The 25,874-nt window shown below is 29.6% G+C and carries 27 protein-coding genes; 3 read left to right on the top strand and 24 right to left on the bottom strand.

Features of this window, described 5'->3' with window-relative positions:
- The first annotated feature begins 90 nt into the window (after positions 1-90).
- Together ACYUCG_RS06995 and ylbJ are read left to right on the top strand one after the other, a co-directional pair.
- Positions 91-1,299 carry a nucleotidyltransferase gene (locus ACYUCG_RS06995; RefSeq protein WP_460268357.1) on the top strand — a complete coding sequence of 403 codons (1,209 nt, stop codon included), beginning with the start codon at positions 91-93 and terminating at the stop codon, positions 1,297-1,299.
- 64 nt (positions 1,300-1,363) lie between these two features.
- Positions 1,364-2,524, top strand: a complete 1,161-nt coding sequence (ylbJ, locus tag ACYUCG_RS07000) for a sporulation integral membrane protein YlbJ (RefSeq protein ID WP_240298542.1) — start codon at positions 1,364-1,366, stop codon at positions 2,522-2,524.
- On the opposite strand, the gene ACYUCG_RS07005 is transcribed toward ylbJ, so the two are convergent.
- The 6 genes from ACYUCG_RS07005 to ACYUCG_RS07030 all read right to left on the bottom strand — a co-directional run bounded on the left by ACYUCG_RS07005 (position 2,507) and on the right by ACYUCG_RS07030 (position 8,396).
- Positions 2,507-3,037 (bottom strand): ATPase, encoded by a 531-nt coding sequence (locus tag ACYUCG_RS07005; protein ID WP_003458392.1) that lies wholly within the window; start codon positions 3,035-3,037, stop codon positions 2,507-2,509. The genes ylbJ and ACYUCG_RS07005 overlap by 18 nt on opposite strands.
- Before the next feature lie 8 nt (positions 3,038-3,045).
- Positions 3,046-3,540 carry a pantetheine-phosphate adenylyltransferase gene (coaD, locus tag ACYUCG_RS07010; RefSeq protein WP_003458450.1) on the bottom strand — a complete coding sequence of 165 codons (495 nt, stop codon included), beginning with the start codon at positions 3,538-3,540 and terminating at the stop codon, positions 3,046-3,048.
- A 1-nt stretch (position 3,541) separates the two neighbouring features.
- Positions 3,542-4,099 carry a 16S rRNA (guanine(966)-N(2))-methyltransferase RsmD gene (gene rsmD / locus ACYUCG_RS07015; RefSeq protein ID WP_003458525.1) on the bottom strand — a complete coding sequence of 186 codons (558 nt, stop codon included), beginning with the start codon at positions 4,097-4,099 and terminating at the stop codon, positions 3,542-3,544.
- A 64-nt stretch (positions 4,100-4,163) separates the two neighbouring features.
- On the bottom strand, positions 4,164-6,236 hold the full coding sequence (gene recG / locus ACYUCG_RS07020) for an ATP-dependent DNA helicase RecG (RefSeq protein ID WP_460268358.1): 2,073 nt from the start codon (positions 6,234-6,236) through the stop codon (positions 4,164-4,166).
- Positions 6,237-6,388: 152 nt separating this feature from the next.
- Positions 6,389-8,035, bottom strand: a complete 1,647-nt coding sequence (locus tag ACYUCG_RS07025; protein WP_421750172.1) for a DAK2 domain-containing protein — start codon at positions 8,033-8,035, stop codon at positions 6,389-6,391.
- Positions 8,036-8,048: 13 nt separating this feature from the next.
- Positions 8,049-8,396, bottom strand: a complete 348-nt coding sequence (locus tag ACYUCG_RS07030; RefSeq protein ID WP_003458425.1) for an Asp23/Gls24 family envelope stress response protein — start codon at positions 8,394-8,396, stop codon at positions 8,049-8,051.
- A 259-nt stretch (positions 8,397-8,655) separates the two neighbouring features.
- Between ACYUCG_RS07030 and rpmB the strand changes: the two genes are divergently transcribed.
- On the top strand, positions 8,656-8,847 hold the full coding sequence (gene rpmB / locus ACYUCG_RS07035; RefSeq protein WP_003458496.1) for a 50S ribosomal protein L28: 192 nt from the start codon (positions 8,656-8,658) through the stop codon (positions 8,845-8,847).
- A gap of 93 nt (positions 8,848-8,940) precedes the next feature.
- Here rpmB and spoVM read toward each other — a convergent pair whose 3' ends face one another.
- The 18 genes from spoVM to ACYUCG_RS07125 all read right to left on the bottom strand — a co-directional run bounded on the left by spoVM (position 8,941) and on the right by ACYUCG_RS07125 (position 25,852).
- The gene (gene spoVM, locus ACYUCG_RS07040) at positions 8,941-9,024 is read right to left on the bottom strand and encodes a stage V sporulation protein SpoVM (protein WP_100066303.1); all 84 of its coding nucleotides are present in this window, start codon (positions 9,022-9,024) and stop codon (positions 8,941-8,943) included.
- Positions 9,025-9,089: 65 nt separating this feature from the next.
- Positions 9,090-9,719 carry a thiamine diphosphokinase gene (locus ACYUCG_RS07045; protein ID WP_139933706.1) on the bottom strand — a complete coding sequence of 210 codons (630 nt, stop codon included), beginning with the start codon at positions 9,717-9,719 and terminating at the stop codon, positions 9,090-9,092.
- Between the two features lies 1 nt (position 9,720).
- A complete protein-coding gene (rpe, locus tag ACYUCG_RS07050; protein WP_003471640.1) occupies positions 9,721-10,374 on the bottom strand; it encodes a ribulose-phosphate 3-epimerase in 654 nt (217 codons plus the stop codon).
- Entirely contained in the window at positions 10,374-11,237 is an 864-nt protein-coding gene (rsgA, locus tag ACYUCG_RS07055; RefSeq protein WP_060794447.1) for a ribosome small subunit-dependent GTPase A, read from the bottom strand. The genes rpe and rsgA overlap by 1 nt, the downstream gene beginning before the upstream one ends.
- Positions 11,238-11,473: 236 nt before the next feature.
- Positions 11,474-13,540 carry a Stk1 family PASTA domain-containing Ser/Thr kinase gene (pknB, locus tag ACYUCG_RS07060; RefSeq protein ID WP_460268359.1) on the bottom strand — a complete coding sequence of 689 codons (2,067 nt, stop codon included), beginning with the start codon at positions 13,538-13,540 and terminating at the stop codon, positions 11,474-11,476.
- Position 13,541: 1 nt separating this feature from the next.
- The gene (locus ACYUCG_RS07065; RefSeq protein WP_060794449.1) at positions 13,542-14,261 is read right to left on the bottom strand and encodes a Stp1/IreP family PP2C-type Ser/Thr phosphatase; all 720 of its coding nucleotides are present in this window, start codon (positions 14,259-14,261) and stop codon (positions 13,542-13,544) included.
- Between the two features lie 11 nt (positions 14,262-14,272).
- Positions 14,273-15,316 (bottom strand): dual-specificity RNA methyltransferase RlmN, encoded by a 1,044-nt coding sequence (rlmN, locus tag ACYUCG_RS07070; RefSeq protein ID WP_060794450.1) that lies wholly within the window; start codon positions 15,314-15,316, stop codon positions 14,273-14,275.
- A 31-nt stretch (positions 15,317-15,347) separates the two neighbouring features.
- A complete protein-coding gene (gene rsmB / locus ACYUCG_RS07075; protein WP_060794451.1) occupies positions 15,348-16,676 on the bottom strand; it encodes a 16S rRNA (cytosine(967)-C(5))-methyltransferase RsmB in 1,329 nt (442 codons plus the stop codon).
- 10 nt (positions 16,677-16,686) lie between these two features.
- Complete coding sequence (locus ACYUCG_RS07080; RefSeq protein WP_060794452.1) at positions 16,687-17,382, bottom strand: zinc metallopeptidase; 696 nt, start codon at positions 17,380-17,382, stop codon at positions 16,687-16,689.
- 17 nt (positions 17,383-17,399) lie between these two features.
- Positions 17,400-18,329: a methionyl-tRNA formyltransferase gene (fmt, locus tag ACYUCG_RS07085; protein WP_060794453.1), complete on the bottom strand. Its 930-nt coding sequence runs from the start codon at positions 18,327-18,329 to the stop codon at positions 17,400-17,402.
- Positions 18,330-18,348: 19 nt separating this feature from the next.
- Positions 18,349-18,792 (bottom strand): peptide deformylase, encoded by a 444-nt coding sequence (gene def / locus ACYUCG_RS07090; RefSeq protein WP_460268360.1) that lies wholly within the window; start codon positions 18,790-18,792, stop codon positions 18,349-18,351.
- Positions 18,793-18,805: 13 nt separating this feature from the next.
- Positions 18,806-21,001: a primosomal protein N' gene (gene priA / locus ACYUCG_RS07095; protein WP_460268361.1), complete on the bottom strand. Its 2,196-nt coding sequence runs from the start codon at positions 20,999-21,001 to the stop codon at positions 18,806-18,808.
- 38 nt (positions 21,002-21,039) lie between these two features.
- The gene (gene coaBC / locus ACYUCG_RS07100; protein ID WP_283677871.1) at positions 21,040-22,227 is read right to left on the bottom strand and encodes a bifunctional phosphopantothenoylcysteine decarboxylase/phosphopantothenate--cysteine ligase CoaBC; all 1,188 of its coding nucleotides are present in this window, start codon (positions 22,225-22,227) and stop codon (positions 21,040-21,042) included.
- Between the two features lie 5 nt (positions 22,228-22,232).
- The gene (gene rpoZ, locus ACYUCG_RS07105) at positions 22,233-22,445 is read right to left on the bottom strand and encodes a DNA-directed RNA polymerase subunit omega (RefSeq protein WP_003449449.1); all 213 of its coding nucleotides are present in this window, start codon (positions 22,443-22,445) and stop codon (positions 22,233-22,235) included.
- Complete coding sequence (gmk, locus tag ACYUCG_RS07110; protein ID WP_060794486.1) at positions 22,426-23,076, bottom strand: guanylate kinase; 651 nt, start codon at positions 23,074-23,076, stop codon at positions 22,426-22,428. Before gmk ends, rpoZ begins: the two co-directional genes overlap by 20 nt.
- Positions 23,066-23,335, bottom strand: coding sequence for an extracellular matrix/biofilm regulator RemA (gene remA, locus ACYUCG_RS07115; RefSeq protein ID WP_003458433.1), 270 nt, complete (start codon positions 23,333-23,335; stop codon positions 23,066-23,068). Before remA ends, gmk begins: the two co-directional genes overlap by 11 nt.
- Before the next feature lie 13 nt (positions 23,336-23,348).
- A complete protein-coding gene (locus ACYUCG_RS07120; RefSeq protein WP_060794456.1) occupies positions 23,349-24,233 on the bottom strand; it encodes a YicC/YloC family endoribonuclease in 885 nt (294 codons plus the stop codon).
- Between the two features lie 221 nt (positions 24,234-24,454).
- Positions 24,455-25,852: an NCS2 family permease gene (locus ACYUCG_RS07125; RefSeq protein ID WP_283677872.1), complete on the bottom strand. Its 1,398-nt coding sequence runs from the start codon at positions 25,850-25,852 to the stop codon at positions 24,455-24,457.
- Positions 25,853-25,874 lie beyond the last annotated feature (22 nt).

The raw sequence follows: 25,874 nt of genomic DNA on the forward strand, positions 1-25,874 counted from the left end.
TCTGAATTTTCTAATAAATATATACACTTTATTATTTTTATATATTAGGTTATTATAGTTTTATCAAAATATGAAAAAGTGGTGATTTAAATGAATATAACTGGCATAATAACTGAATATAACCCTTTTCATCTAGGCCATGAACTTCACCTAAAAAGTTCAAAAGAGATTACAAATTGTGATGGAGTTATTTGTGTTATGAGTGGAAACTTTGTACAAAGAGGTTTGCCTGCTTTAACAGACAAATGGACTAGAACAAAAATGGCTTTAGAAGCTGGCGTTGATTTAGTGGTAGAGCTACCTACTCTTTTTGCAACTTCTTCAGCAGAATTTTTTGCCTTTGGTGCAGTATCTTTACTTAATTCCTTAAATGTAGTTAATAATCTTTGCTTTGGGTCAGAATGTGGAGATATAGATTTAATCAAAAAACTTAGTGAAATTATTGTCAATGAACCTCCTATATTCAAAGAATATTTAAAGGATTATTTAAAGGAAGGACTTCCCTTTCCTAAAGCTAGAAGTAAAGCTTTAATGAAGTACTTAGATGATAATAATTATAAAATTGATTTTTCATACTTAGAAAAAGTTCTAAACTCTTCTAATAATATATTAGCCATTGAATATTGTAAAAGCCTTTATAAGCTTCAAAGTTCTATAAAACCTTTTACTATACAAAGATTAGGAGCAGATTACAATGATGAAGAACTTTCAAAAAATGAAATAGCTTCTGCTTCTGCCATAAGAAAAAGTATTTATACTTCAAATATGGAAGAAAGTCTTGATTTTATGCCTGAATATAGCTATAACTTATTAAAAAATACTTCTTTTAGTGATTTAGGTAAAATGTTTAACTTAGTAAAATACGCTATAGTAAGCAATCCTAGTATATTAAAAGAAATACCAGAGGCTTCTGAAGGCATAGATAATAAGATAATTCAAAACATAGGAAAAGCTAATTCCTTAGATGAATTAATAAACCTATGTAAAAGTAAGCGTTATTCATATACTAGATTAAACAGAATTTTATGTCACGTACTATTAAATGTAAATAAAGATCTTCTTTCTCTTAGAAAATTTTCTCCTAATTATGTAAGAATCTTAGGATTTAATAATAAAGGAAGGGAAATTTTAAAAGAGATTAAGAAAAATTCTGAAATAAACATCGTTAATAAATTATCAAAAGCTAAAGCAGATCCTTTGTTAGAATTTGACATAAAAGCCACTAATATTTATAGCTTTATAAATCCATCAGTTAAAATTAACAGTGATTATTTAATTAGTCCTATTATTTTTAGATAACAATAATATTATTATATGTACTTAAATATAAATACTATATATGATTTCGTAAAAGGAGGAAACCATGTATAGTATTTTATTTTTACTTATAATAATACTAAGTATAATTTTAATAAAATTATTAAAAATAAAAGGCAATATTATTTTTTCTTTATTTTTAACTCTAACAGTAATTTACTTTATAGTAAACCCTAAACTTTCCATGGAAGCATCCTTAGCTGGTGCAAAGTTATTTTTTTACTCTGTGCTTCCAACTATGTTTCCATTTATGGTTATATGTAACATGATAATTAATTTAGATGGAATAAAATTATATTCAAAGATCTTAGGTCCTATTCTATGTAAGCCCTTAGGATTAAGTTATCCTTGTAGCTTTGCTTTAGTTGCAAGTTTTCTTTGTGGATATCCACTTGGTGCAAAATATTCCACTGACTTATATAAAAAGGGGCTTATTCCCCACGATGAATTTGTAAGACTTTTAAATATAGCTTCTAATATAGGCCCTTTATTTCTATTAGGTGCTGTAGGAACATCTATGCTTGGTAATTCAACCCTTGGATACTTATTGTTAATACCAAGTTATCTTTCTGCAATTATTATGGGTATAATAACTAAAAATAAAAAAAGAGAGAAAAAACTCTCTCTTTCTAAAGAAGTCATTACTGAAACCAAATCTACTTTTAACATAGGAGAAGTGATTAAAAAGTCTATTGAGGATGCTTCCTTAAATATACTTGTCCTATGCGGATATGTAATTATGTTTTCAGTAATAATAAGTATGTTAAAAACCTTATTTATTTCAACTGGAACATTAACAAACTTAAGTTCTATGTTAAATATACCTCCTGATATATTTAACGGTTTATTTTTAGGAAGCATAGAAGTTACAAATGGATGTAACATAATAGCCTCTAGTAATTTATCACTTTTTAGCAAATTACTCTTACTATCATTTTTAAGTTCCTTTGGTGGACTTTCAATAATAATGCAAACTTCTTCTTTCTTTTATAAAGAAAATGTATCTATAATAAAATACTTCTTACTTAAAGTTTTACAAGGAATAATTGCCTTTGTACTTATGTTTTTCGTTTATATGATATTTAAAAATAATATTGCAGTTTTTCTTATAGAAAGCTCATTTTTAATTACACTTTCTCCAATAATATTAATTATAGGAATAACCCTAGGCTTAGCAATTTTATATAAATTACTTATCGCCTCTTAATTCCTTAATATTGCTTCTTATTTCACCAGTTGCTTTATCTAAGTCTTCTGTGAAATCAATAGCAAACTTCTCCATATTATTTTTCATATGATTAAGAAATTCTTCTCTTTTATTAGTTATTTCATTTTCTAATTGAGATAATATTTCATCAGCATATTCTCTTGAGCCTAGTCTAATAGTTTTTGCTTGTCTTTGAGCATTAGCTATTATCTCCTGGGCTCTTAATTCTGCTTCTTTTACTATATTATGATTCTCAATTCTTTTTTTCATCATTTCATAAGTTTCTTGCTTAACACTCTCATTTTCTTTTCTAGCTTCAGCTAAGATTCTTTCTTTCTCTCCTAAAACCCACTGTGCTTTTTTAATCTCATCTGGAAGACAATTAATCACTTGGTCTAAAAGTTCTAAAACTTCTTTTCTATCAACAACAACCTTACCTGTTATAGGGACCTTAGAAGCTCCCTCAACAATATCTCTTAAGTAATCTAAAATTTCAATAACTTGTGACTCCATGTTAATAATTATCCCTCCCCTCTTAAACTAATAATCCTTTCTTCTAAATCCTCTACTATCTCTTTTGGAACAAAGTTTTTTATTTCTCCATTAAAACTTGCAACCTGCTTTATTGCAGACGAGCTTATATAAGAGTAATTAGGGCTTGTAACCATAAATACAGTTTCAACCTCATTTGCTAATTCTCTGTTCATAAGTGCCATTTGGAATTCATATTCAAAATCAGTAACTGATCTTAAACCTTTTATTATTACATCTGCTTTTTCTTTTCTCACAAAATCAATTAAAAGTCCATTAAAACTTTTAACCTCAACATTATTGTATTTTGCAACGCACTTCTCTATAAGATTAACCCTTTCTTCTATAGAAAACATACCTTTTTTATTTATGTTTATAAGAACAGCAACTATGACCTTATCAAATTTACTTGCCGCTCTTTCAATAAGGTCTAGATGTCCTTTAGTAATAGGGTCAAAACTTCCTGGATAAACCCCTACTCTCATTTTAGTCCTCCTCTATTTTATAAAAGCAAACTGTTGTATTTCCATACTTCTTAACTTTTGTAAGCTTTATCTTTTCAGTTCCCTCAAAAATTTCTTCACTTGAATCTATTTTAGTAACTATTAACCCATCTTCTTGAAGTAAGTTTTTTTCTTCAATTATCTCTATAGCTTCTGGAATAAGATTTTTCATATATGGAGGATCTATAAACATTAAATCAAATACTTTACCTCTTGAAGCTAAACTTCTTAATGCAGAATAAGCATCTGTGTTTAGAGCATGACAAAAATCTCCGAAGCCTAAATTTTCTATATTTTTCTTTAAAACAGGGAATGTTACTGGACTCTTATCAACTAAGTAGCATTCTTTAGCTCCTCTACTTGCTGCTTCTAATCCTAAACTTCCTGTTCCTGCAAAAACATCTATAACTACAGCATCAGGTATATACCATTGAATCATACTAAACATTGATTCTTTTACTCTATCTAGTGTTGGTCTTGTTTCATATGTTGGTGGTGATAATAGTTTTCTTCCTCTTGCTTTTCCTGCTATTATTCTCATTTATAATGTCCTCCTTTGATTTTCCTTAATTATTTTATCATATTACTAGTTTTTGAACAATTTACTAATTGAAACAAATATATCTACTATTTCTTTCAATTCCTCTCATTATTTCTGTACAAAGCTTTTTATTATCTTCATTTATATTATTTACTATTAATTTAGCTTCATGATTAGCACATTTTAATATATTTATATCATCAACTACATTCGCTAGAATAAATCCTTCATCTCCATGCTGTCTCATTCCAAAGACTTCACCAGCACCTCTTAGTTTTAAATCCTCTTCTGCAATATAAAAACCATCTGAACTTTCTGTCATTATTTCCATCCTTCTTCTAGTAATATCATTTTTGGTATTAGCTATAAGAATACAATAAGACTTATGTTCTCCTCTTCCAACTCTTCCTCTAAGTTGATGAAGTTGTGCTAAACCAAACCTCTCTGCATTTTCTATAATCATCATTGTAGAGTTTGGTACATTAACACCTACTTCTATAACCGTTGTAGATATTATACCTTTTATTTCCCCATTTTTAAAGGTATTTATAATTTTATCCTTATCTTTTCCAGACATCTTACCATGTAAAATTTCAATTCTTACATCCTTAAAGATTCCATTTTTAAGTTCTTCATAAATTTTTTCAACAGAGTTTAGATTTAACTTTTCATTTTCCTCTATTAAAGGTGATACTATATAGAATTGTCTTCCTTTCTCTACTTCCTTTAAAGCAAAGTTATAAGCCTTCATTCTTTGATTCATATCTACTAGCATAGTATCTATTGGCTTTCTTCCTGGAGGCAATTCATCTATTATAGAAATATCCAAGTCACTATATAAATATAAGGAAAGAGTTCTTGGAATAGGAGTCGCAGTCATTACTAAAACATCTGCTCTCTTATTTTTATTTATGAGCCTACTTCTCTGTTCTACTCCAAATCTATGTTGCTCATCTGTTACTACAAGGCCTAAATTATTTAATTCAACATCATCCTGTATTACAGCATGAGTTCCTATTAACATTATTTCTTTTCCTGAAGCTATTTTCTCTTTTATTCTCTTCTTCTCTTTTTCCTTAGTGCTTCCAGTTAAAAGCTCTATATCAACTCCAAATTGATCTAAATATTTTTTGGCTTCAACATAATGTTGGTTAGCTAATATCTCTGTAGGTGCCATAAGAACAGTTTGATATCCATTCATGTACACATTAAACATAGATATTAATGCTACTAAAGTTTTTCCAGATCCAACATCCCCTTGAACTAACCTATTCATGGCAATATTTCTCTTTTGATCCATAAGTATTTCTCTAAGAGTTCTTGATTGTGCATTAGTTAAAGTATATGGAAGTGACTCTTTTAAGTCCTTAAGAAGAGGACTCATTTTAAAGTTTATTCCGCTATTTTCTTTCTTTATATGAGCCTTCACCATTATTATTTTTAATGAGTATGTGAATAATTCTTGAAACTTAAGTCTATTTATTGCACTTTGTAATTCTCCTCTTCCCTCTGGAAAATGTATGCTTCTTATGGCTTTATCTAAAGATATAAGTTTATACTTGCTCACTATTTCATCTGGTAAATTTTCTTTTATAATCATATTCTTAAGTATTTCATTTATAAGTTTAACTAAAATTTTGTTTGTTAATCCATTTTTCAAAGTATATATAGGTAAAATCTCACTTTTATTAGCTTCTTTACAAGGTATTAATGGATTAATAACCTCTAGAGTATTGCCAACCTTTTTAAATTTACCCATAAGATTATATTCATTACCTAAAATAAAATTCCTTTTTATATAAGGCTGATTAAACCATTTCCCTATAACCTTTAAGTTATTATATGTAAAGTTAATTGTAGTTAAAGTTTTACCATTTCTAGTTCTTATTGAACTTCCATAACTTTGAACTCTACATTTCAAAATAGCTTTTTCATCACTTGTATCTCCATTTAAACTTATATCATCATTTAAAAATTCATAGTCCCTTGGAAAATATAAAAGTAAATCTAAAACAGTAAATATACCAACTTTATTAAGTCTCTCTTTAAGCTTAGGCCCAACACCTTTTACTAATCCTATATCATCGTATATGTTAATCCTAATCCCCTCCTTAAATAATAAAGCTAATTTAATCATCCATTAAAATAAATATACCTTAATTATATTCTTAAAATTGCAAAATTAAAGGATTATAACCATAAAACTTATAGCTATAACCCTATAATAAAATTTCTATTCATATTAGCTTTAAAAAAACTAAAATTCCACTAAAAATTATTAACTCTTAATTATTCTACTGACATTATGAAGTAATATAATGGCTGTTCTCCGTTATAACATTGAACATCTAAATCTTCATGTTTTCCTTCTAGTTTTTCAATTAAGGCATCAACTTTTTCCTCTTCACAGTCTTTACCATAGAATATAGTGATTAACTCTGAATCTTCATCAACTAAAGAATCTATTAAATCCTCAGCTACTTTATATGGATCTTCTCCAACTTCTTTTATCTTACCTTCAACTAAGCCTAAGATATTACCTTCTTTGATTTCTTTTCCATCAACTTCAGTATCTCTAACGGCATACGTTACAGAAGTTGTTTTTACCATTTCCATAGCTTCTTTTAATTCTTCAGTATTTTCTTCAACGTCAGCTTCTGGGTTAAACATAGTTATACAAGTTATTCCTTGAGGAATTGTCTTAGTTGGTATAACTCTTATATCCTTATCTGATATTTCAGCTGCTTGATTAGCTGCCATAATTATATTTTTATTGTTAGGTAAAATAAATATATGCTCAGCATTTAACTTTTCAATAGCTTCTAACATATCTTGAGTACTTGGGTTCATAGTTTGACCACCTTCTATAACATAGTCAACACCTAAGTCCTTAAATATGTTTTTCATACCTTCACCCATTGCTACTGATATAAATGCATATTTTTTAAACTCTCCAGCTGCAACACTCTCCTCTGTTTCAGCTGCCTCTTCATACATACCTTCAAGCATTTCTCTATGCTCTTCTCTCATGTTATCAATCTTAATTTTTGAAAGTTCTCCAAATTTAACTGCCTCTTCTAGAACTTTTCCTGGATTATTTGTATGAATATGAACTTTGATTACATCCTCATATCCAACAACAACTAGAGAATCTCCTTTATCTATAACCTTTGATTTAAATTCTTCTGCATGATTTGAGTCCCCTAATATTATAAACTCAGTACAGTATCCAAATTTAATATCTTCTTCACTCATAGTTTCACTTCTTTGAGCCTTAGCTGCTGAAGATTTAACAGCTTGTGGTGTACCTGTAGTTACTTTTAATCCATTTTCTAAAGCTTCTTGCATTCCTTGAAGGATTATTAATAATCCCATTCCGCCTGAATCAACAACTTTAGCTTTCTTTAATGCCGGTAACATTTCTGGTGTCTTATCAAGCATAATTTTACTTTCTCTGCATACTTCTCTCATAAGTTCAGTTATATTATCCTCTTTTAAGGCTACAGCCACTTCACCAGCAGTTCTAACAATTGTAAGTATTGTTCCCTCTGTTGGTCTCATAACAGCCTTATACGCTGATTTACTTCCCTCTAAAAGTGCATTAGCAAATTCACTTGCATCAGCCTCTTCTTTTCCTTCAAGCCCTTTTGATATACCTCTAAGAATTTGTGAAAGAATAACACCTGAGTTTCCTCTTGCACCCATAAGTGCTCCTTTAGCTAGTTTCTTAGAAACTTCACCAATGTTTTTGTTATCCATTCCTTCGATTTCCTTAACAGCAGCTCTAAATGTCATAGACATGTTTGTTCCTGTATCTCCATCTGGAACTGGGAAAACGTTAAGAGAGTTTACATATTCACTCTGTAACTCTAGCTTATTCGCTGCATTACTCATCATATAATACAAGTGTTCCCCATTTACTTTATTAAATTTCATTCTGTTTTACCTCCTAGACTCTAACCGCTTGAACATTTACTGTTATGCTAGATACTTTAAGCCCAGTATAATTTTCAACATTATATTTAACTTTTTGAATTATATTGTTTGCTATTACAGATATTTTCGTACCATATTCTACCATAACAAATACTTCTATTGTTAACTTATCATTTTTATCATCTATTTTTACGCCTTTTGTTAAATTTTCTATTCTCATTAACTCCCAAAGGCCTTCTGTAGCGCTCTTAGAAACCATTCCAACAACTCCGTAGCATTCCATTGTTGATAAACCAACAATCTTTGCTAAAACGTCATCAGTATAAGACACATTTCCATATTCATTTGAATATCCTATCATGGCGATTCCTCCTCAACTATTAGATATACTGTATTCTATATTAACTGCCTATAAAAGTCACTTAAAAATAAATACATAAACCTATTACATATACTATATTCTATATTAAATACTTTGATTATTCAAGAACTATATACCTTTTGAAACATATTTTTAAAGAATTATTTTAATATTATACTTGCATAACTAATATATATTATGATAGAATATTATCTGTCCTATTGAAGATTTTATCTTCATTTTAAAGGAGGTGTTTTTAATGGCAAGAAGATGCGAGATTTGTAACAAAGGAGTTGTAGCTGGAGTACAATACAGTCACTCTCACAGACAATCAAAGAGAACTTGGGCTCCTAACATAAAAAAGGTTAAAGCAATCGTTAAAGGAACACCAAAAACTGTTCACGTTTGTACAAGATGCTTAAGATCTGGAAAAGTTCAAAGAGCTATATAAGAAATCTTTGGCTAAAATGCAGTTTAATAACTGCATTTTTATTTTGCATAAAAATAGGGGATAAGTAAAACTTATCCCTTAATTTTTTCCATCTTATGTATCAGATTTCTTATTACCTTTAAACATTCTAACTATTTTAGCTAAGAACTTTGGTAATTTAATAGTCATTATTCTCATAAACTCTCTCCTACCTTTAAAATTATTTCTTATTTTATTTTATGCAGAAGAAACTCAAATTGTGTTTAATCTCTTGAATATATAACTAAAACTTCACCTTTTTCAAAAGATATATCAATATATTCATCAATAAACTCATTAGACACACATAATGAATCTCCTATTAAAAGTTTATGATTATAAAGTTCATATTTAGAACCTTTTATAGAAAAATTATTTACTGGAGAACCAAAAGCTTGAAATGATATATAATCACCAAATTCTTTCTTAAGAGTTGTCCCTTTATTCTTTAGGTAAATTTTATTATTATTATCAATAATATATGCCTCAATACCTCTTTCTAAAGCTTCTCTTAAAAGTCCTAAATTAGCCATAACATGATCTAATCTTGTTCCTGTAACCCCTAAAAATGTAATTTCTGTAGCTCCTAATTCAACTGCTTTAAAAAAAGCAATCTCTGTATCAGTATTATCTTTCTCAGGATTAAATTTTTCTACTTTTATTTTATTCAATATATCCTTATATTCTTCTCCTATAGAATCAAAGTCTCCTAGGGCATAGTCTGGAGTAAATCCATTTTCTAAATAGGATTCAGCTCCCCTATCAGCAGCTATTAATAAGTCGCACTCTTTAATTTCACTTTTCAATAACTCACTACTAGGTTTTTCTCCCCCAGCTATTATAAGAACTTTCATTTTATAGTGCCTCTCTTAAAGCTTTAATATTTTCTTCTATTTTATCTTCTTTAAATACAGCTGATCCAGCAACTAAAACATTAGCTCCAGCTTCTACTATCTCTTTTATATTATTTGCACCTACTCCTCCATCAACTTGGATTAATAAGTCTTCCTTACCACAAGCCTTAGCCATTTCTTTTACTTCTTTTATCTTATCTAAACTATATGGTATAAAGCTTTGTCCTCCAAAACCTGGATTAACAGACATTATTAATACCATATCTAATGAAGGTATTAAATTCTTAAGCATTGAAACTGGTGTACCTGGATTTAAAGCTATCCCAGCCTTGCATCCTTTACTTTTTATGTAATTTATTGTTCTATCAATATGTCTATCAGCTTCATAATGTACAGTTATTAAATCTGCTCCTGCACTTATAAATTCATCTACATATCTTCCTGGTTCCTCTATCATTAAGTGAACATCAAAAACAAGATTACTTAAGTTCCTTATAGCTTTCATTATTGGAAATCCAAAGCTTATATTTGGAACAAAATGACCATCCATTACATCTATATGTAAGAACTCTGCCCCACCTTTTTCTACTCTCTTAACTTGTTCTCCTAAAATACTAAAATCTGCTGATAATATTGATGGTGCTATTTTAACCATTAATTACCCCTCCTATTTATTATCTCTTCTAAGGTTTTTATATAAAAATTATATCTTAGCTTGTTTATTTTACCCTCTTCAACTGCTTCTTTCACAGCACACTTAGGTTCTTTATAATGATTACATCCATTAAATTTGCAAAGATTATTATAATCATTAAATTCTGGGAAGCAATATTTTAAGCTATCTCTATCTATAAAAGTAACATCTAAAGTTGTAAATCCTGGAGTATCAACTAAGTATCCATTATCTATATCTATAAGTTCACTATGTCTAGTAGTATGCTTACCTCTTCCTATTTTTTCACTTACACTTCCTGTTTCCATATGTTCTCTATCTATAAAAGAATTTAAAAGTGTAGATTTTCCTGCTCCAGAAGGGCCACAAAGGACTGTTATGTTATGTTCTAATCTTTCCTTTAAAGCATCAAAACCTTTTCCTTCCTTGGCATTTATGAAGAGAACCTCATAACCTATATCATTTATTAATACTTTTAAGTTTTCTTTTTCTTCCTCTGTACATAAATCTTCTTTATTTAAACATACAACTGCATGTATATCATTATACTCGCAAAGAGTTAAAAATCTATTTAATAAATCTAAATTTATGTCAGGATTTTTTATTGCAAATACAACGAAAGCTTGTGTTACGTTTGCAACAGTTGGCCTTATAAGCTCTGAGCTTCTCTCATGTATATCCTCTATTACACCTTTTCCATTCTCTACTTTTATGGTAACTCTATCTCCTACCATAGGCTTTAATGAATTATATCTGAATTTACCTCTAGCTTTACATTCAATAATTCCTTCATCTGTTTTTATATAATAGAATCCACCTATACCTTTTATTATAATTCCTTCCATGTTTCCTCCCTATCTTTAATATTATATATTCTTATAATAAACAAATTTTAATATAAAATGCAAGAATCTTAATAATTATATACACTCTTTTCTTTTCCTTCTAATTCTATTTTCTATTTATAAATTAAGTTTTTCTCTTGTTTATTTAACTATATAAAATAAAAGGGAGTTACTACTCCCTTTTACTTTATATTTTTATTTATTTTAGAAATAAAAATAACATTTAAAGTTATTTATTAATTATTGCCAGATTGCTCTGGTTGTTTTTGGTGTTCTGGTTGTGTTGGCTGATTTGGTTGTGTTGGTTGTGTTGGCTGATTTGGTTGTTCTGGTTGTTCTGGTTTTTCAGGTTTTTTTTCTTCTTCCATAGTTACAGAAACTGATCCCCCTTCTTCAACCTCACCAGAATTACTTACTGATTTAACCTTAGCAGTATCACTTGTAATTCCACTTACATTGATTTTATTTTTTGAAGCCCATGCTTTAGCTTGAGCACCAGTCATTCCAACAAGTTCTCCTGCATTATGCTTAGGTTTTTCAGGCTTAACATAATCACCGTAGTAATTAATTGTTATAGTTACTTTTTCACCTTGCTTAATTGTAAAATTTCCTGATTGACTTTGACTATAAACCTTACCTGCTTCTCCTTCACTTTTAGCAGGGTCACCTTTAACAGCATTAGCTTCAACACCAGCACTGGATAATATTGATTTAGCTTCCTCTACACTTTTTCCTGACACATCTGGAATATTTAAAGTTATATTTTTTATCTCTTTACCTTTACTTATAGTAACATTTACTTTAGAACCTTTATCTACAGATTCATTTGCATTAGGACTTTGAGATATAACTTCCCCTCTAGGAACGCTATCACTATATTCTTCGTTAACAGTTCCAATCTCTAAACCTAAACTTTTTAATGTTCTCTTAACACTGTCTAAATTCATTTCTGCAAAGTTTGGAACTTTTATTTGTCCTTCTCCACCACTAACAGTAAGTTTTACTTCGCTACCGCTCTTAACAGTAGAATCTACATTTGGATCAACTTTTAAAACAATTCCTTTTTCTTGATCACTTTCTTCTGTAACTTCTAATACCTTTAATCCTAAGGCTTCTAACTTACTCTTAGCATCTTCTGCCTTTTCTCCTACAACATTAGGTATTTTAACATCTTTTCCGCCTTCTACAAATTTCTTCATACCAACGAAACCAAGAGTTATTCCTAATGCTACAACTAAAATAGTTACAAGTATCATTACTATTGGTGATTTCTTTTTATTTTTGTTAATAGTTTTTTGAGGCTTATTTTGAATATTATTTTCTTCTTCTTCATCCTCATCATCTTCATAATATTCATCATCATCTTCCTCATCATCCTCATCAGGTTCTGAGTTATTAGTTTCAGTTTTTGGAACAACAACTGGAGACATAACTCTTGTGAATTGCTCCTCATCTTCTGCAGACTTTGATGATATTGTAACGTTTGGATCCTTCTTTATCTTTTCTAAATCACCTATTATTTCCTTAGCTGTTTGATATCTATTAACAGGATCCTTTTCCATAGCTTTCATTATTAAATCATTTAAACTATTAGGAATATTTTGATTTATATTCTTAGGAGGTATTGCCTTTTCTTGTATATGTTTTACAGCTACAGTAACAGGTGAATCACCATTAAAAGGAACAACTCCAGTAACCATTTCATACAATACTATTCCTAAAGAATATAAGTCAGTTCTATAGTCAGTATAAGTTCCTTTAGCTTGTTCTGGTGAAAAATAATGTGCTGATCCCATAACACTATTAGTATGTGCTATAGTTGAGGAATCCATAGATTTAGCTATTCCGAAGTCAGTTACTTTAACAACTCCTTCTTCTGTAACTAATATGTTTTGTGGTTTAACATCTCTATGTATAATTCCGCTTTTATGAGCACATTCTAAAGCTTTAGCAACTTTTATTCCTATACTTATGGCAACCTCATAAGGTAAAGCGCCTTTTTCCTTAATTATATCTTTTAAAGTTTTACCTTCAACATATTCCATAACAATATAATTGATATCATCTTGAGTTCCAACATCTAATACATTTACCACATTTGGATTAGATAAGTTAGCAATAGCTGTAGCTTCTTTTTTAAATCTTCTAACAATTTCTTCATTGTTTTTAAATTCATCTTTTAGTATTTTAACAGCTACGAATCTATTTAATTTTCTACATTTTGCTTTGTATACAAAGGACATGCCACCTTCGCCTACGCACTGAAGTAACTCGTACCTATTCCCTAAGATTTTACCTATCATTCTATTTCTCTCCTCCAAAAACTAACACTGTAATATTATCTTTTCCTCCCCTTGCTTTAGCCATATCAACCAATTCATTGCATGCTTTATCAAAATCATTAGATTTAATTACTTTTTTCCAAATTTCATCCTCATCAACATCATTGCTTAATCCATCTGTACAAAGTAAATATGCTTTATATTCATGTCTATCAACCTTAAAGACATCAACATCAACATTTGAATTAGTTCCTATAGCTCTAGTTATTACATTTTTTCTTGGATGATTTTTAGCTTCCCCCTCTGTAATGCAACCACTATCAACAAGTTCTTGAACTAAAGAATGATCCTTTGTTAGTTTTTTTATTCCATTTTCATTAATACCAAAACAAGCACTATCACCAACATTGGCAATATAAACTATATTTTTAACCTCTAATATAGCTGTTATTGTTGTACCCATACCAGATAAACCTGAACTTTCTTTACTCATACTATATATTTTACTATTAGCATGTAAAATTGCATCTTTTAAAAGATTATCTAATGGTATAACACCGAAATTTTCTTTAACAAAACAAATAATGCTTTCCACAGCTCTTTTACTAGCTACTTCTCCAGCATTATGTCCACCCATTCCATCACCAACTACATATATTGAAAATTCATCTTCTCTAGAATAAGATAAAAAGTCTTCGTTTAATTCTCTAACATTTCCTTTATCTGTTACAAATCCTAACATAAAATTTCCCCCTACAGCTTTAACCCTTTTGACTTAATATAGCTTCTTCTCAATTGACCACAGGCTGCATTTATATCTGAGCCCATCTCTCTTCTTACTGTAGCTTCTACTCCATATGTTTTAAGAGTATTTAAAAATGTTTCTATATCCTTCTTAGTAGATTTTTTAAACTCATTTTCCTTTATTTCATTTACAGGAATTAAATTAACATGACAAAGCATGCCTTTTAATAATCTTCCTAAGCTCTTGGCATCTTCTTTAGTATCGTTAACTCCACTAACTAAAGAATATTCAAAGGTTATTCTTCTTCCTGTTTTCTCAATATAATAATTACAAGCGTCTAAAATTTCACTAATTGAATACTTATTAGCTATTGGCATTATTGTTTTTCTCTTTTCATCTGAAACAGCATGTAATGAAATTGCTAAAGTTACTTGCATTTCCTTATCAGCCATTTCACGAATTTTTGGCACAAGGCCACATGTTGATAATGTTATATGTCTCTGCCCTATATTTAACCCATAATCAGCATTGACAAGCTCTAAGAACTTCATAACATTATCATAATTGTCTAAGGGTTCTCCACTTCCCATTAAAACTATATTAGATATTCTCTCACCTAGAAGTTTCTGTCCAATTAAAACTTCTGATAATATTTCTCCTGCAGTTAAATTTCTTACCATTCCTTCTAAGGTAGATGCACAGAATTTACATCCCATTCTACATCCTATTTGTGTGGAAACACAAATAGAATTACCATATTTATATCTCATAATAACACATTCTATTATGTTTCCATCACCTAATCCTAAAAGGATTTTTCTAGTACCATCTTCACTAGATGATAAATAATCTATAACTTCAGGGATACCTATATAAAAATTTTCTGAAAGCTTGCTTATTAGAGCTTTTGAAATATTTTTCATCTCTTCAAAATTAAATACTTCCTTTTTGTATATCCAATCGAAGATTTGCTTTGCTCTAAAAGCACTCTCTCCATTTTCCTTCATCCACTCTTTTAACTCTTCTAATGTAAAATCTAAGATGTTTTTCATACAGTCTCACCTTCCATGTTTATCCTTTTTGCTACTTACTTTCTTTTTTCTTAAGCTTAGCAATAAAGAAACCATCCATGTACTTATTAGGTAATATGGTAACACTTCCGTTATCATTATATACCACATTATCAGCCTTACCTAAAAATACTTTTTCTACTTCGCAGTCTGAATTTCTCTCTACGAACCAATCTATAACTTCTTCATTTTCTTTTTTATTTAAAGTACAAGTAGAGTAAACTAATTCTCCACCTTCTCTTAAATAATTCCAAGCATTTTTTAATATTTCTTTTTGAACCTTAACAACTTCTGTTAAATCATTGTTCTTTTTATTCCATTTTATTTCTGGTTTCTTTCTTATAATTCCAAGTCCTGAGCAAGGTACATCTAATAATATTCTATCAGCCCAGTTAATATACTTAGAATTTATCTTTGTAGCATCTCCTAATTCAACTTCAACATTAGTTAATCCTAATCTATCTATGTTTTCTTTTATTAAAGCTAACTTATGATCATGAATATCAAAAGCTACTACTTTCCCTTTATTCATCATTAACTCACCTATATGAGTTGCTTTGGTTCCTGGTGCACTACATAGATCCATAACTTGTTCATCACCCTTTAAATCAAATAAAGGAGCTACTAGCATAGCACTTTCATCTTGAACTGTTATTAAACCTTCTTGATAAAGTTTATTTTTCTCTATTGCACTACCTTTTTTGATTATGATAGCTTCAGGTGAAAATGCACCTTCCTCTATATCATATCCTTCTTCTTCAAGTCTTTCATAAACTTCATCATAATCAGCCTTACATGTATTAACTCTAACTGTTACATATGGAACTGTATTTAATCCTCTAAGTATTCTTAAAGCATCTTCTTTTCCATATTGCTTTATGAACATTTCTATCATCCATCTATCAAAAGAAAAGTCATAACATAAAGCTTCATTATTTCTTAAGCCAACTTTAAAGTTTTTATTTTCATTTCTTAAATAATTTCTAAGAACTCCATTTACAAACTTAGCCAAATTAGGTGCAGTTTCTTTAGTTAAATTTACAGCCTCATTAACTATTGCATATGGAGGAACTCTATCTAAGAATTTCATTTGATATATAGCACTTCTTAATATGTTTACTACACTCTCATCTATCTTACCAATATCAGCAACAAAACTTGAAAGAATTATATCTATCATTTTTTTGTATTTTATTGTTCCATAAACAACCTCTGTTATTAATCCCTTATCTTTTGGATCTATATTATTAGATGCAAATTGCTTGTTTATTTCTATATTTGAATATGCTCCATTTAATAAGACATTGTCTAATATTTCAACTATTATTTTTCTTGCATTCATATTCTAACCTCTAATCATTTGAATTTCTGTTACTTATAGCTATAAGTCTTACTAATTGTAAAACAGCCATAAGTGTTGCTGCAACATAAGTTAATGCCGCTGCACTTAATACCTTTCTAGCTCCATCTACTTCTTTATCATATAATATTCCTCTTGCCTCTAAAAGTTTTAATGCTCTTGATGAGGCATTGAATTCTACTGGTAATGTTACTAGTTGGAAAAGTACAACTACTGAGAATAATATTATACCAATAGTTACTAAAGTACTATAACTAAGTAATATTCCAATAAAAAATAAAATCCATGATAAGCTTGATGAAAAGTTTACTACAGGTACTATAGCATTTCTAAAAACTAATGCAGAATAAGATTCTTTATCTTGTATAGCGTGCCCAACTTCATGAGCTGCTACGCCTATAGATGCTACAGAAGTACTTCCATAAACATCAGATGATAATCTTAAAACCTTAGCTCTTGGATCATAATGGTCACTTAATTTTCCTGGTACTTGTTGAATTTCTACTTCTTGAAGTCCAGCATCATTTAAAAGAATTCTTGCAACTTGTGCACCAGTATATCCATTTATACTTCTAACTGTGCTATATTTGTTAAATGTGCTAGAAACTTTAAATTGTGCCCATGCAGATATTAAAATCGCTGGTATAAGTATTAAATATGTTGGATCAATATAATATGGATAAAACATACCATCACCCTCTTAAATTATTTTAAAACTTTACCTATTTCTATTGTGTTTCCATTTATAAATTGCTCTACAAATAGTTGCTTACTATTTGGGAACTGTAATTTTTCTATAACAAGTATATCTTTTCCTGTTGAAACCTTAATTCCTGTTTTATCTACAGCTATTATAGTTCCTGGTTCTTTATTGCTATCTCCTTTTTCAACTCTAGTTTGATGAACTTTCATTGTAATATCATCATATGAAGTTAAAGCTACAGGCCAAGGATTTAATCCTCTAACTAAATTATGAATATCCTGTGCTGAAAGAGACCAATCAATTTTAGCTATTTCTTTATTAAGCATTGAAGCATAACATGTTTCCTCTTCATTTTGCTTTTCTGGAGTTATTTCATTATTAAGTATTCCCTTTATAGTTCTAACTAATAAATCTCCTCCTCTTTCCATTAAAATATCATGTAATTCTCCTGCAGTCATATTATCAGTTATTTCTACTTCATCTTTTAAAAGCATATCTCCAGTATCAAGACCTACATCCATAAGCATAGTTGTATTTCCTGTTACCTTTTCTCCTTTGATTATGCTCCAGTTTAAAGGTGCTGCTCCTCTAAATTTAGGAAGTAATGATGCATGTAGATTGATACATCCATACTTAGGAATATCTAAAACCTCTTTAGGTAATATCTGACCAAAAGCTACTACTATTATAAAGTCTGGCTCCATATTTTTTAGTTCTTCTATAGTTTCTGGTTCATTTTTTAATCTTAAAGGTTGATAAACTGGTATGTTGTGTTCTAAAGCAACTTCCTTTACAGGTGACACACCTAATTTTTTTCCTCTTCCTTTTGGTCTATCTGGTTGAGTAAAAACAGCTTCTACTCCAAATTCATTTATTAAGCTCTTTAATGATGGAACAGCAAAATCCGGTGTTCCCATAAATACTATCTTCATGTCATATCCCTCCTTAGTCTTAAAGCTCATTATCTATAAAAAGTACTCCCTCTAAATGATCATATTCATGTTGTATAGCTCTTGCTAAAAATTCTTCTGCATCTAATACAAACTCGTTTCCATTAACATCTAAAGCCTTTATCTTTATTTTATTAGCTCTCTTTACTGGTTTATGTCTACCTGGTAAGCTTAAACATCCCTCTTCATCAGTTTGCTCTCCACTTTTTTCTAATATTTCTGGATTTATGAATACTCTAGAACCAGCTCCATCCATAGCATCAACAACAAAGATTCTCTTTAGTATTCCAACTTGTGGAGCTGCTAATCCAACTCCATTATTTTCATACATAGTTTCTATCATATCTTCTACTAAGATTTTTATTCTATCATTAATGTCATCAACTACTCTACATTTTTTTCTTAATATTTCGTCATCATTAAATCTTAAGTTTCTTATTGCCAAAATAGCTTCCTCCTTACATTAAACTATTAGGATTTATGTCTAAACCAATCTTAATCTCATTATAAACATCTTTGGATAATTCATAAACCCCTTTTTTTATTTTAGAGCATACCTCTAAATCTAATTTTCCCTTAATTAGAATTTGCCATCTATAAACATTTTTTATTTTACTTATGGAACAAGGACATGCTTCGTATATAAATATATTATCATATTCTTTTAAGATATTACGTAAATACATCTCTAATTTTTTTGCAAAAATCTTTACTTTTATTTCTCCCTTTGCACTTAAGTTTATTAAAAACAAATCGTCAAAGGGTGGATATGCCATAAGTTTTCTTACATTTATTTCTCTTTTAAAGAATTCTTCATAATTATTATACCTTGCGCAGATCAAAGCATAATGTTCTGGAGAATAACTTTGAATTATTACATCTCCCTTTTTATCACCACGCCCTGCTCTTCCGCTTACCTGAGTTATAAGTTGAAATGTCTTTTCACTAGACTTATAATCTGGTAGGTTTAAAGACATATCAGCAGCCATAACTCCAACTAAGGTTACATCTGGGAAATCAAGCCCCTTAGCTATCATCTGAGTTCCTATTAATATATCTGCTTCTTTACTTTTAAATGAGTTATAAATTTCCTCATGAGAATTTTTCTTTCTTGTTGTATCTACATCCATCCTTAAAACCTTTGCTTCTGGGAAATACTGATGTACTGCTTCCTCTAATTTTTCTGTTCCTACCCCAAAATGTTTAACATAATTACTACCACACTTAGGGCAAACTTTAGGCATTCTTGCAGTATTTCCACAATAATGACAAACTAAGTATCCATTATTATGATAAGTCATTGATATGTCACAATTGTTACATTTAAAAACAAATCCACAACTTCTACAAGAAACAAAGGATGAAAATCCTCTTCTATTTAAAAACAAAATTATTTGTTCTTTTTTCTCTAATCTATCTTTTATCTTCAAATATAAATCCCTACTAAACATTGTTTTATTATTTGCCTTTAGCTCTTCTCTCATATCAACAATAGATACATTAGGAAGTTCTCCATTATTAACTCTGTTTTTAAGTTCAATTAATTCATAATTTCCTTTAAGTGCTTTATAAAAACTAACAACACTAGGAGTTGCCGAACCTAAAACAACCTTGCAATTTTTTAGAAGACTTAAATACTCACAAACTTCTATAGTATTATATTTAGGATTCATATCTGATTTATAACTACTTTCATGTTCTTCATCTACTACTATTAGTCCTAAATCATTAAAGGGTAAAAATATGGCGGATCTGGCTCCTATAACAACCTTAACTTGATCATTTTTAACCCTATACCATTCATCATATCTCTCTCCATCTGAAAGCCTACTATGAAAGACCGCTACATCTTTTCCAAATCTTCCTTTAAATCTTTCAATCATTTGAGGAGTTAGAGCTATTTCTGGTACTAATATTAATGAACTCTTTTCAAAAAGGAGCATATAACTAACTAAATTCATATATACTTCTGTTTTTCCACTTCCAGTTACGCCCTTTAATAAAAATATATTTTTATCACTTTCTAAAATTGTATCATATGCTCTTATCTGTTCTTCATTTAAACTCTTAGGCGGATAAGGCTTAAACTCTCTTAAATTTTCCCTTCCAACCCTTACTTCTTCACTAGAAGCACAACCTAATTCTATTAATTTATTTATCATATATGTTGATATATTAAAAATTTTATTCCATTCTGCTTTTGTGAAACCACCACTTTTTTCTTCAATTATCTCTAAAGCTTTTTTTTGTGGCTCACTTAATTCTTCTATATATTTTTTAAATACTATAACTTGTTTTGTTTTTTCCTTATTTCCACTCATTATTTTAGGTGGAATCATAACTCTTATAGCATCTATATACTTACATAAATATTTCTCTCTTAAAAATTTAATAAGCTTTAAAGAATCTTCACTTAATAAGGGTTCATTATCACAAACATTATATATAGATTTATATCTTATACTTTTATTTTCAACATTATCTAATATTTTTAAAACAAAACCTTCAATTTTTTTATTTCCATTTCCAAAAGGAATAAGAACTCTATGTCCAACCTTTATATTATGAACTAAATCTTCTTTAATCTTATATGTAAAAGGCTTATCAATTGTAACAGCTTCACTATTTACAATTACTTCAGCAAATTTCTCCAAAATAATCACCCTTGTTCATATAGAATAAAAAGGCGCAATTAGCGCCCTTTTATAATGTCAAATATATTCTTTGCAACTTCTCTTTTAGACATCTTTTCTAAAGATACCTCTTCACCTGATTTGCTTATTATAGTAACTTTATTCTCATCACTTGCAAAACCTGTTTCTGGCTTACTTATGTCATTTGCAACAATATAATCTAGATTTTTCCTCTCTAGTTTGCCTTTAGCGTTTTCTTTTAAGTTGCTACTTTCTGCTGCAAAGCCTACTAGAATTTGATTTTCTTTCATATCTCCAAGAGTTTTTAGAATATCTCTATCTCTCTCAAAAATTAAATTTAAATCATCACCTGTTTTTTTAATCTTTTCACTGCTATAATTTTTAGCTTTATAATCTGCTACAGCTGCTGACTTAATAACTATATCAGCATCTTCAAATTCATTTTTTATAGCATTAAACATATCTTCATTTGTTTTTACATCAATAACTTTAATTCCATTAGGTTTTCTTAAAGAAGTAGGTCCTGATATAAGAACAACTTCTGCTCCTCTATCTCTAGCTTCCTCTGCTATTGAGTATCCCATTTTACCTGAAGATCTATTTGTTAAAATTCTTACTGGATCTATTGGCACTATAGTAGGTCCTGCAGTAACAACAACCTTCTTACCAACTAAATCATTAGTAGAGTGTAACCTTCTCAATGTTTCTTCTGCAATAATTTCGGTATCTTGAAGTTTACCTTTCCCCTCATCACCACATGCTAATCTTCCACTAGCTGGCTCTATAAATTCATAACCAAGCTCCTTTAGAAGATTTATGTTCCTTTGAACTATAGGATTTTCATACATGTTTGTATTCATTGCAGGGCAAAAAACAACTGGCGCCTTTGTTGCCATTATAGTTGTTGATAACATATCGTCAGCTATGCCATTTGCAACCTTTCCTATAATGTTTGCTGTAGCTGGTACAATAAGCATTAAATCTGCTTTCTTTGCTAGTGATATATGCTGTATTTCCCAAGCCTTTGGTTCAGCAAACATATCTGTTATAACCATGTTTTGACTTAATGATTGAAAAGATAATGGTGTTACAAACTCAGTAGCGGATTTAGTCATTATTATATGTACTTCTACATCTTTTTTTCTTAATCTGCTTATAACGTCTAATGCTTTATAAACAGCTACTCCTCCACTTACTCCTACAACAACACATTTCTTATCTTTCATAGCTCTTATTTCTCCTCAGTGTCTTTGTAATTTACAAATCCTTCATCTATTTCATTTATAGCTATTGTTAATGGCTTATTTGACTCAACATCAACAAAAGTTTCTGCTCCGTCAATTATTTGTCTTGCTCTCTTAGCACTTAATATTACTAAAGAATATCTATCTTCTACCCTTTTTAATAAATCAACGATTGATGGATTAATCATAGAGTTGTTCATGCATTTCGTCCTCCTTTGACTCTAATATGTTTTCTTTTAATCTATCTACTCTACATTTTTCAGCTAATAATATAGCCTCTATTTTCTTTACTGCATCTTCTACATTATCGTTAACTACTGCATAATTGTATTTTGACACATAATTAATTTCTTTATAAGCTGACTTAAATCTAGTCATTAAACTCTCTGGAGTTTCGCTACCTCTTTTTATTATTCTTTGCTTAAGCTCTTCCATTGAAGGAGGTAATATAAATATAAATACTCCGTCAGTAGCTTTTTCCTTAACTTTTAAAGCACCTTGTATATCTATTTCTAATATTACGTCTTTTCCTTCATTAAGCATTTTTTCAACACTTGATTTAGGAGTTCCATAATAATTTCCATAAACTTCAGCATGCTCAAGGAAATCATCCTCTGCTATTCTTTGCTTAAATTCTTCTTTTGTTAAAAAGTGATAATTTACACCATCAACTTCTCCTACTCTAGGACTTCTAGTAGTAGCAGAAACTGATATAAATATATCATCGTGTTTTTCTAATAAGGCTTTACAAATAGTTCCCTTGCCTGCACCTGAAGGACCAGAAATAACTATTAATACACCTCTATTATCCTTATGTATCTTATTCATCATCTTCAACAACTACTTCTTCCTTAGTTGATAATCTGTGAGCCACTGTCTCAGGTTGAACAGCTGAAAGAATTACATGATCTGAATCTGTAATTATTACGGCTCTTGTTCTTCTACCATAAGTTGCATCTATAAGCATACCTCTATCTCTAGCTTCTTGTATGATTCTCTTTATAGGTGCTGATTCAGGACTTACTATTGCTACTAATCTATTAGCTGAAACTATGTTTCCAAAACCAATGTTAATTAACTTTATACTCATTTGCTACCTCCTATTATTCTATGTTTTGAACTTGTTCTCTAATCTTTTCAATAATATTTTTTATATCTATAACCTTATTGGTTATTTCTAAATCTGTTGACTTTGATGCTATTGTATTAGCTTCTCTGTTCATTTCTTGTACTATAAAATCTAACTTTCTACCTATTGGTTCATCTAAAGTTAAAGTTTTTCTTAATTGATTAATATGACTTCTAAGTCTTATTATCTCTTCATCAATCGAAGCTTTGTCAGCAAAAACGGCAACTTCCATAGCTACTCTGTTTTCATCTACTGGAACTTCTCCTAATAAATTCTTAAGTCTATCCTCTAACTTTTGCTTATAGGCAGTAACAATAACCTCTGCCTTTTCTTCTATAAAAGCTACTATTTCTTCTATAGAGTTACACTTAACTAATATATCACTAGCTAATTTCTCACCTTCAACCATTCTCATAGAAATCATATTTTCTACAGCCATATTTAATAGTGAGTTTATCTCTTCCCATATAGCTTCTAAATCTTCTGATTTTTCTTCTATAGTTATTACATCTGGGTATCTAGCAACTAATGATAAACTTAAGTCGTCTTGCATATTAGGAAATAAGGACTTTAATTGTTCTAAAGAATTTACATAACTCTTAGCTAAATCTTCATTTAAAACAGCAACTCCTTGATTTTTAGCATAATCTTTATAATTTATAAAGATGTCAACTTTTCCCCTGCTAAGTTTAGAAGAAATAATATTTCTTATTTTTTCTTCTAAAGAAACCATACTTCTTGGCATTCTTATGTTCATGTCTAAATATCTATGGTTTACACTCTTCATTTCTAGAGAAAATATTCTATCTTTTCCCTCTTCACTAGTTGCTCTCCCAAAACCAGTCATACTTTTAACCATAAAGAGAGCCTCCTTGAAAATAATCTAAATATAGATTAATATAAAATCCAAGTAATAACAAGTTATTTTTTACAATTTGTTAACATTTATTTTTATAAAAACTTATTTCTTCTACATAAAAAAGACTTTACTTAAATCTCAAATTATTTTTTATTAAATAACTCTCGATTTTAGAGTAAAGTCTTTAAAGGTACATATTCTAAATAAAATTTATTTTTATTTTAACCTATCATCTGAGTAATTAATGGTAGACAAAGTTTTATTACAAATATAATTGCTAAAACTATCATTACTATTGATAATTCTTTTTTATCTTCTTTGTTTTTAGTAAAGATATTGTGTAATATATTTAATATTACATATGCTAAAACGCCAATTGTTAATCCATCACCTATGCTATAAGTTAAAGGCATTAAAGCTATTATTAAAAATGCTGGTACTGCATCTGTAATATCACTAAAATCTATTTTTAACACACTAGTTAGCATTAAATATCCAACATATATTAAAGCTGGTGCAGTAGCACATGCTGGTACTGCTACAAATATTGGTGAGAAAAACATTGCTACGAAAAACAAAGCTCCTATTGTTATAGCTGTTAATCCTGTTCTACCACCTTCTTCAACTCCAGTAGCACTTTCAACATAAACTGTTACAGTAGATGTTCCAAGTAAAGCGCCTGCCGTAGTTGCTATAGCATCTGTCATTAATGCTTTACCAGCATTAGGAACTCTTCCCTTCTTATCTAACATATTAGCTCTTGAAGCTACTCCTATTAAAGTTCCAACTGTATCAAAAAAATCAACAAATAAAAATGTGAAAACTATAGTTATAAAATTAAATACATGCTGTGGTGAAGTTAAATATGAAAAATTAACTTTACCTGCTATTGGAGCTATTGATTCAAATTTAAATATTCCATTTGGTAAATAGATCCCCATACTAGCTGCGGCTTCAGTATTTATTAAAGCATATCCCCAAGCTAAAAGAGTTGAAACTACTATACCAACTAGCATTGAACCTTTAACTTTTTTCTTTTCTAAAATTACTATTATACAAAGTCCAACCATTGCTATTAACATTTTAGGACCAACTTGTCCCATAGCAACCATTGTATCTGGATTTCCAATAACAACTCCAGCTCCATTAAATCCTATAAAAGCTATAAAAAGACCTATCCCTGCTGTAACTGCATATTTTAAATTTATTGGAATTGCATCAACAACAGCCTCTCTTACTTTAAATAATGATAAAAGTATAAATATTATTCCTTCTACAAAAACAGCTGTAAGAGCTACTTCCCAAGAAATTCCCATTCCTATAACTACTGAAAAAGTAAAGAATGCATTTAGTCCCATTCCAGGAGCTAGTCCAAAAGGTAATTTAGCATAAAACCCCATTATTAAACATCCAATAACTGCTGATATACATGTTGCTGTTACTATAGCACCTGCTGGCATTCCTGCTGCGCTTAATATAGATGGATTTACAGCTATTATATAAGCCATTGCTAAGAAACTTGTTGTTCCAGCTAAGAATTCTCTCTTATATTCACTTTTATTCTCAGGTAAAACACGTAAATTTCCTTCTTCCCTTAAAGCATGAATTTTATTTTCCATAAAAAACCTCCATATTCGTCTT

The organism is Clostridium sp. CTA-17, from assembly GCF_054767895.1.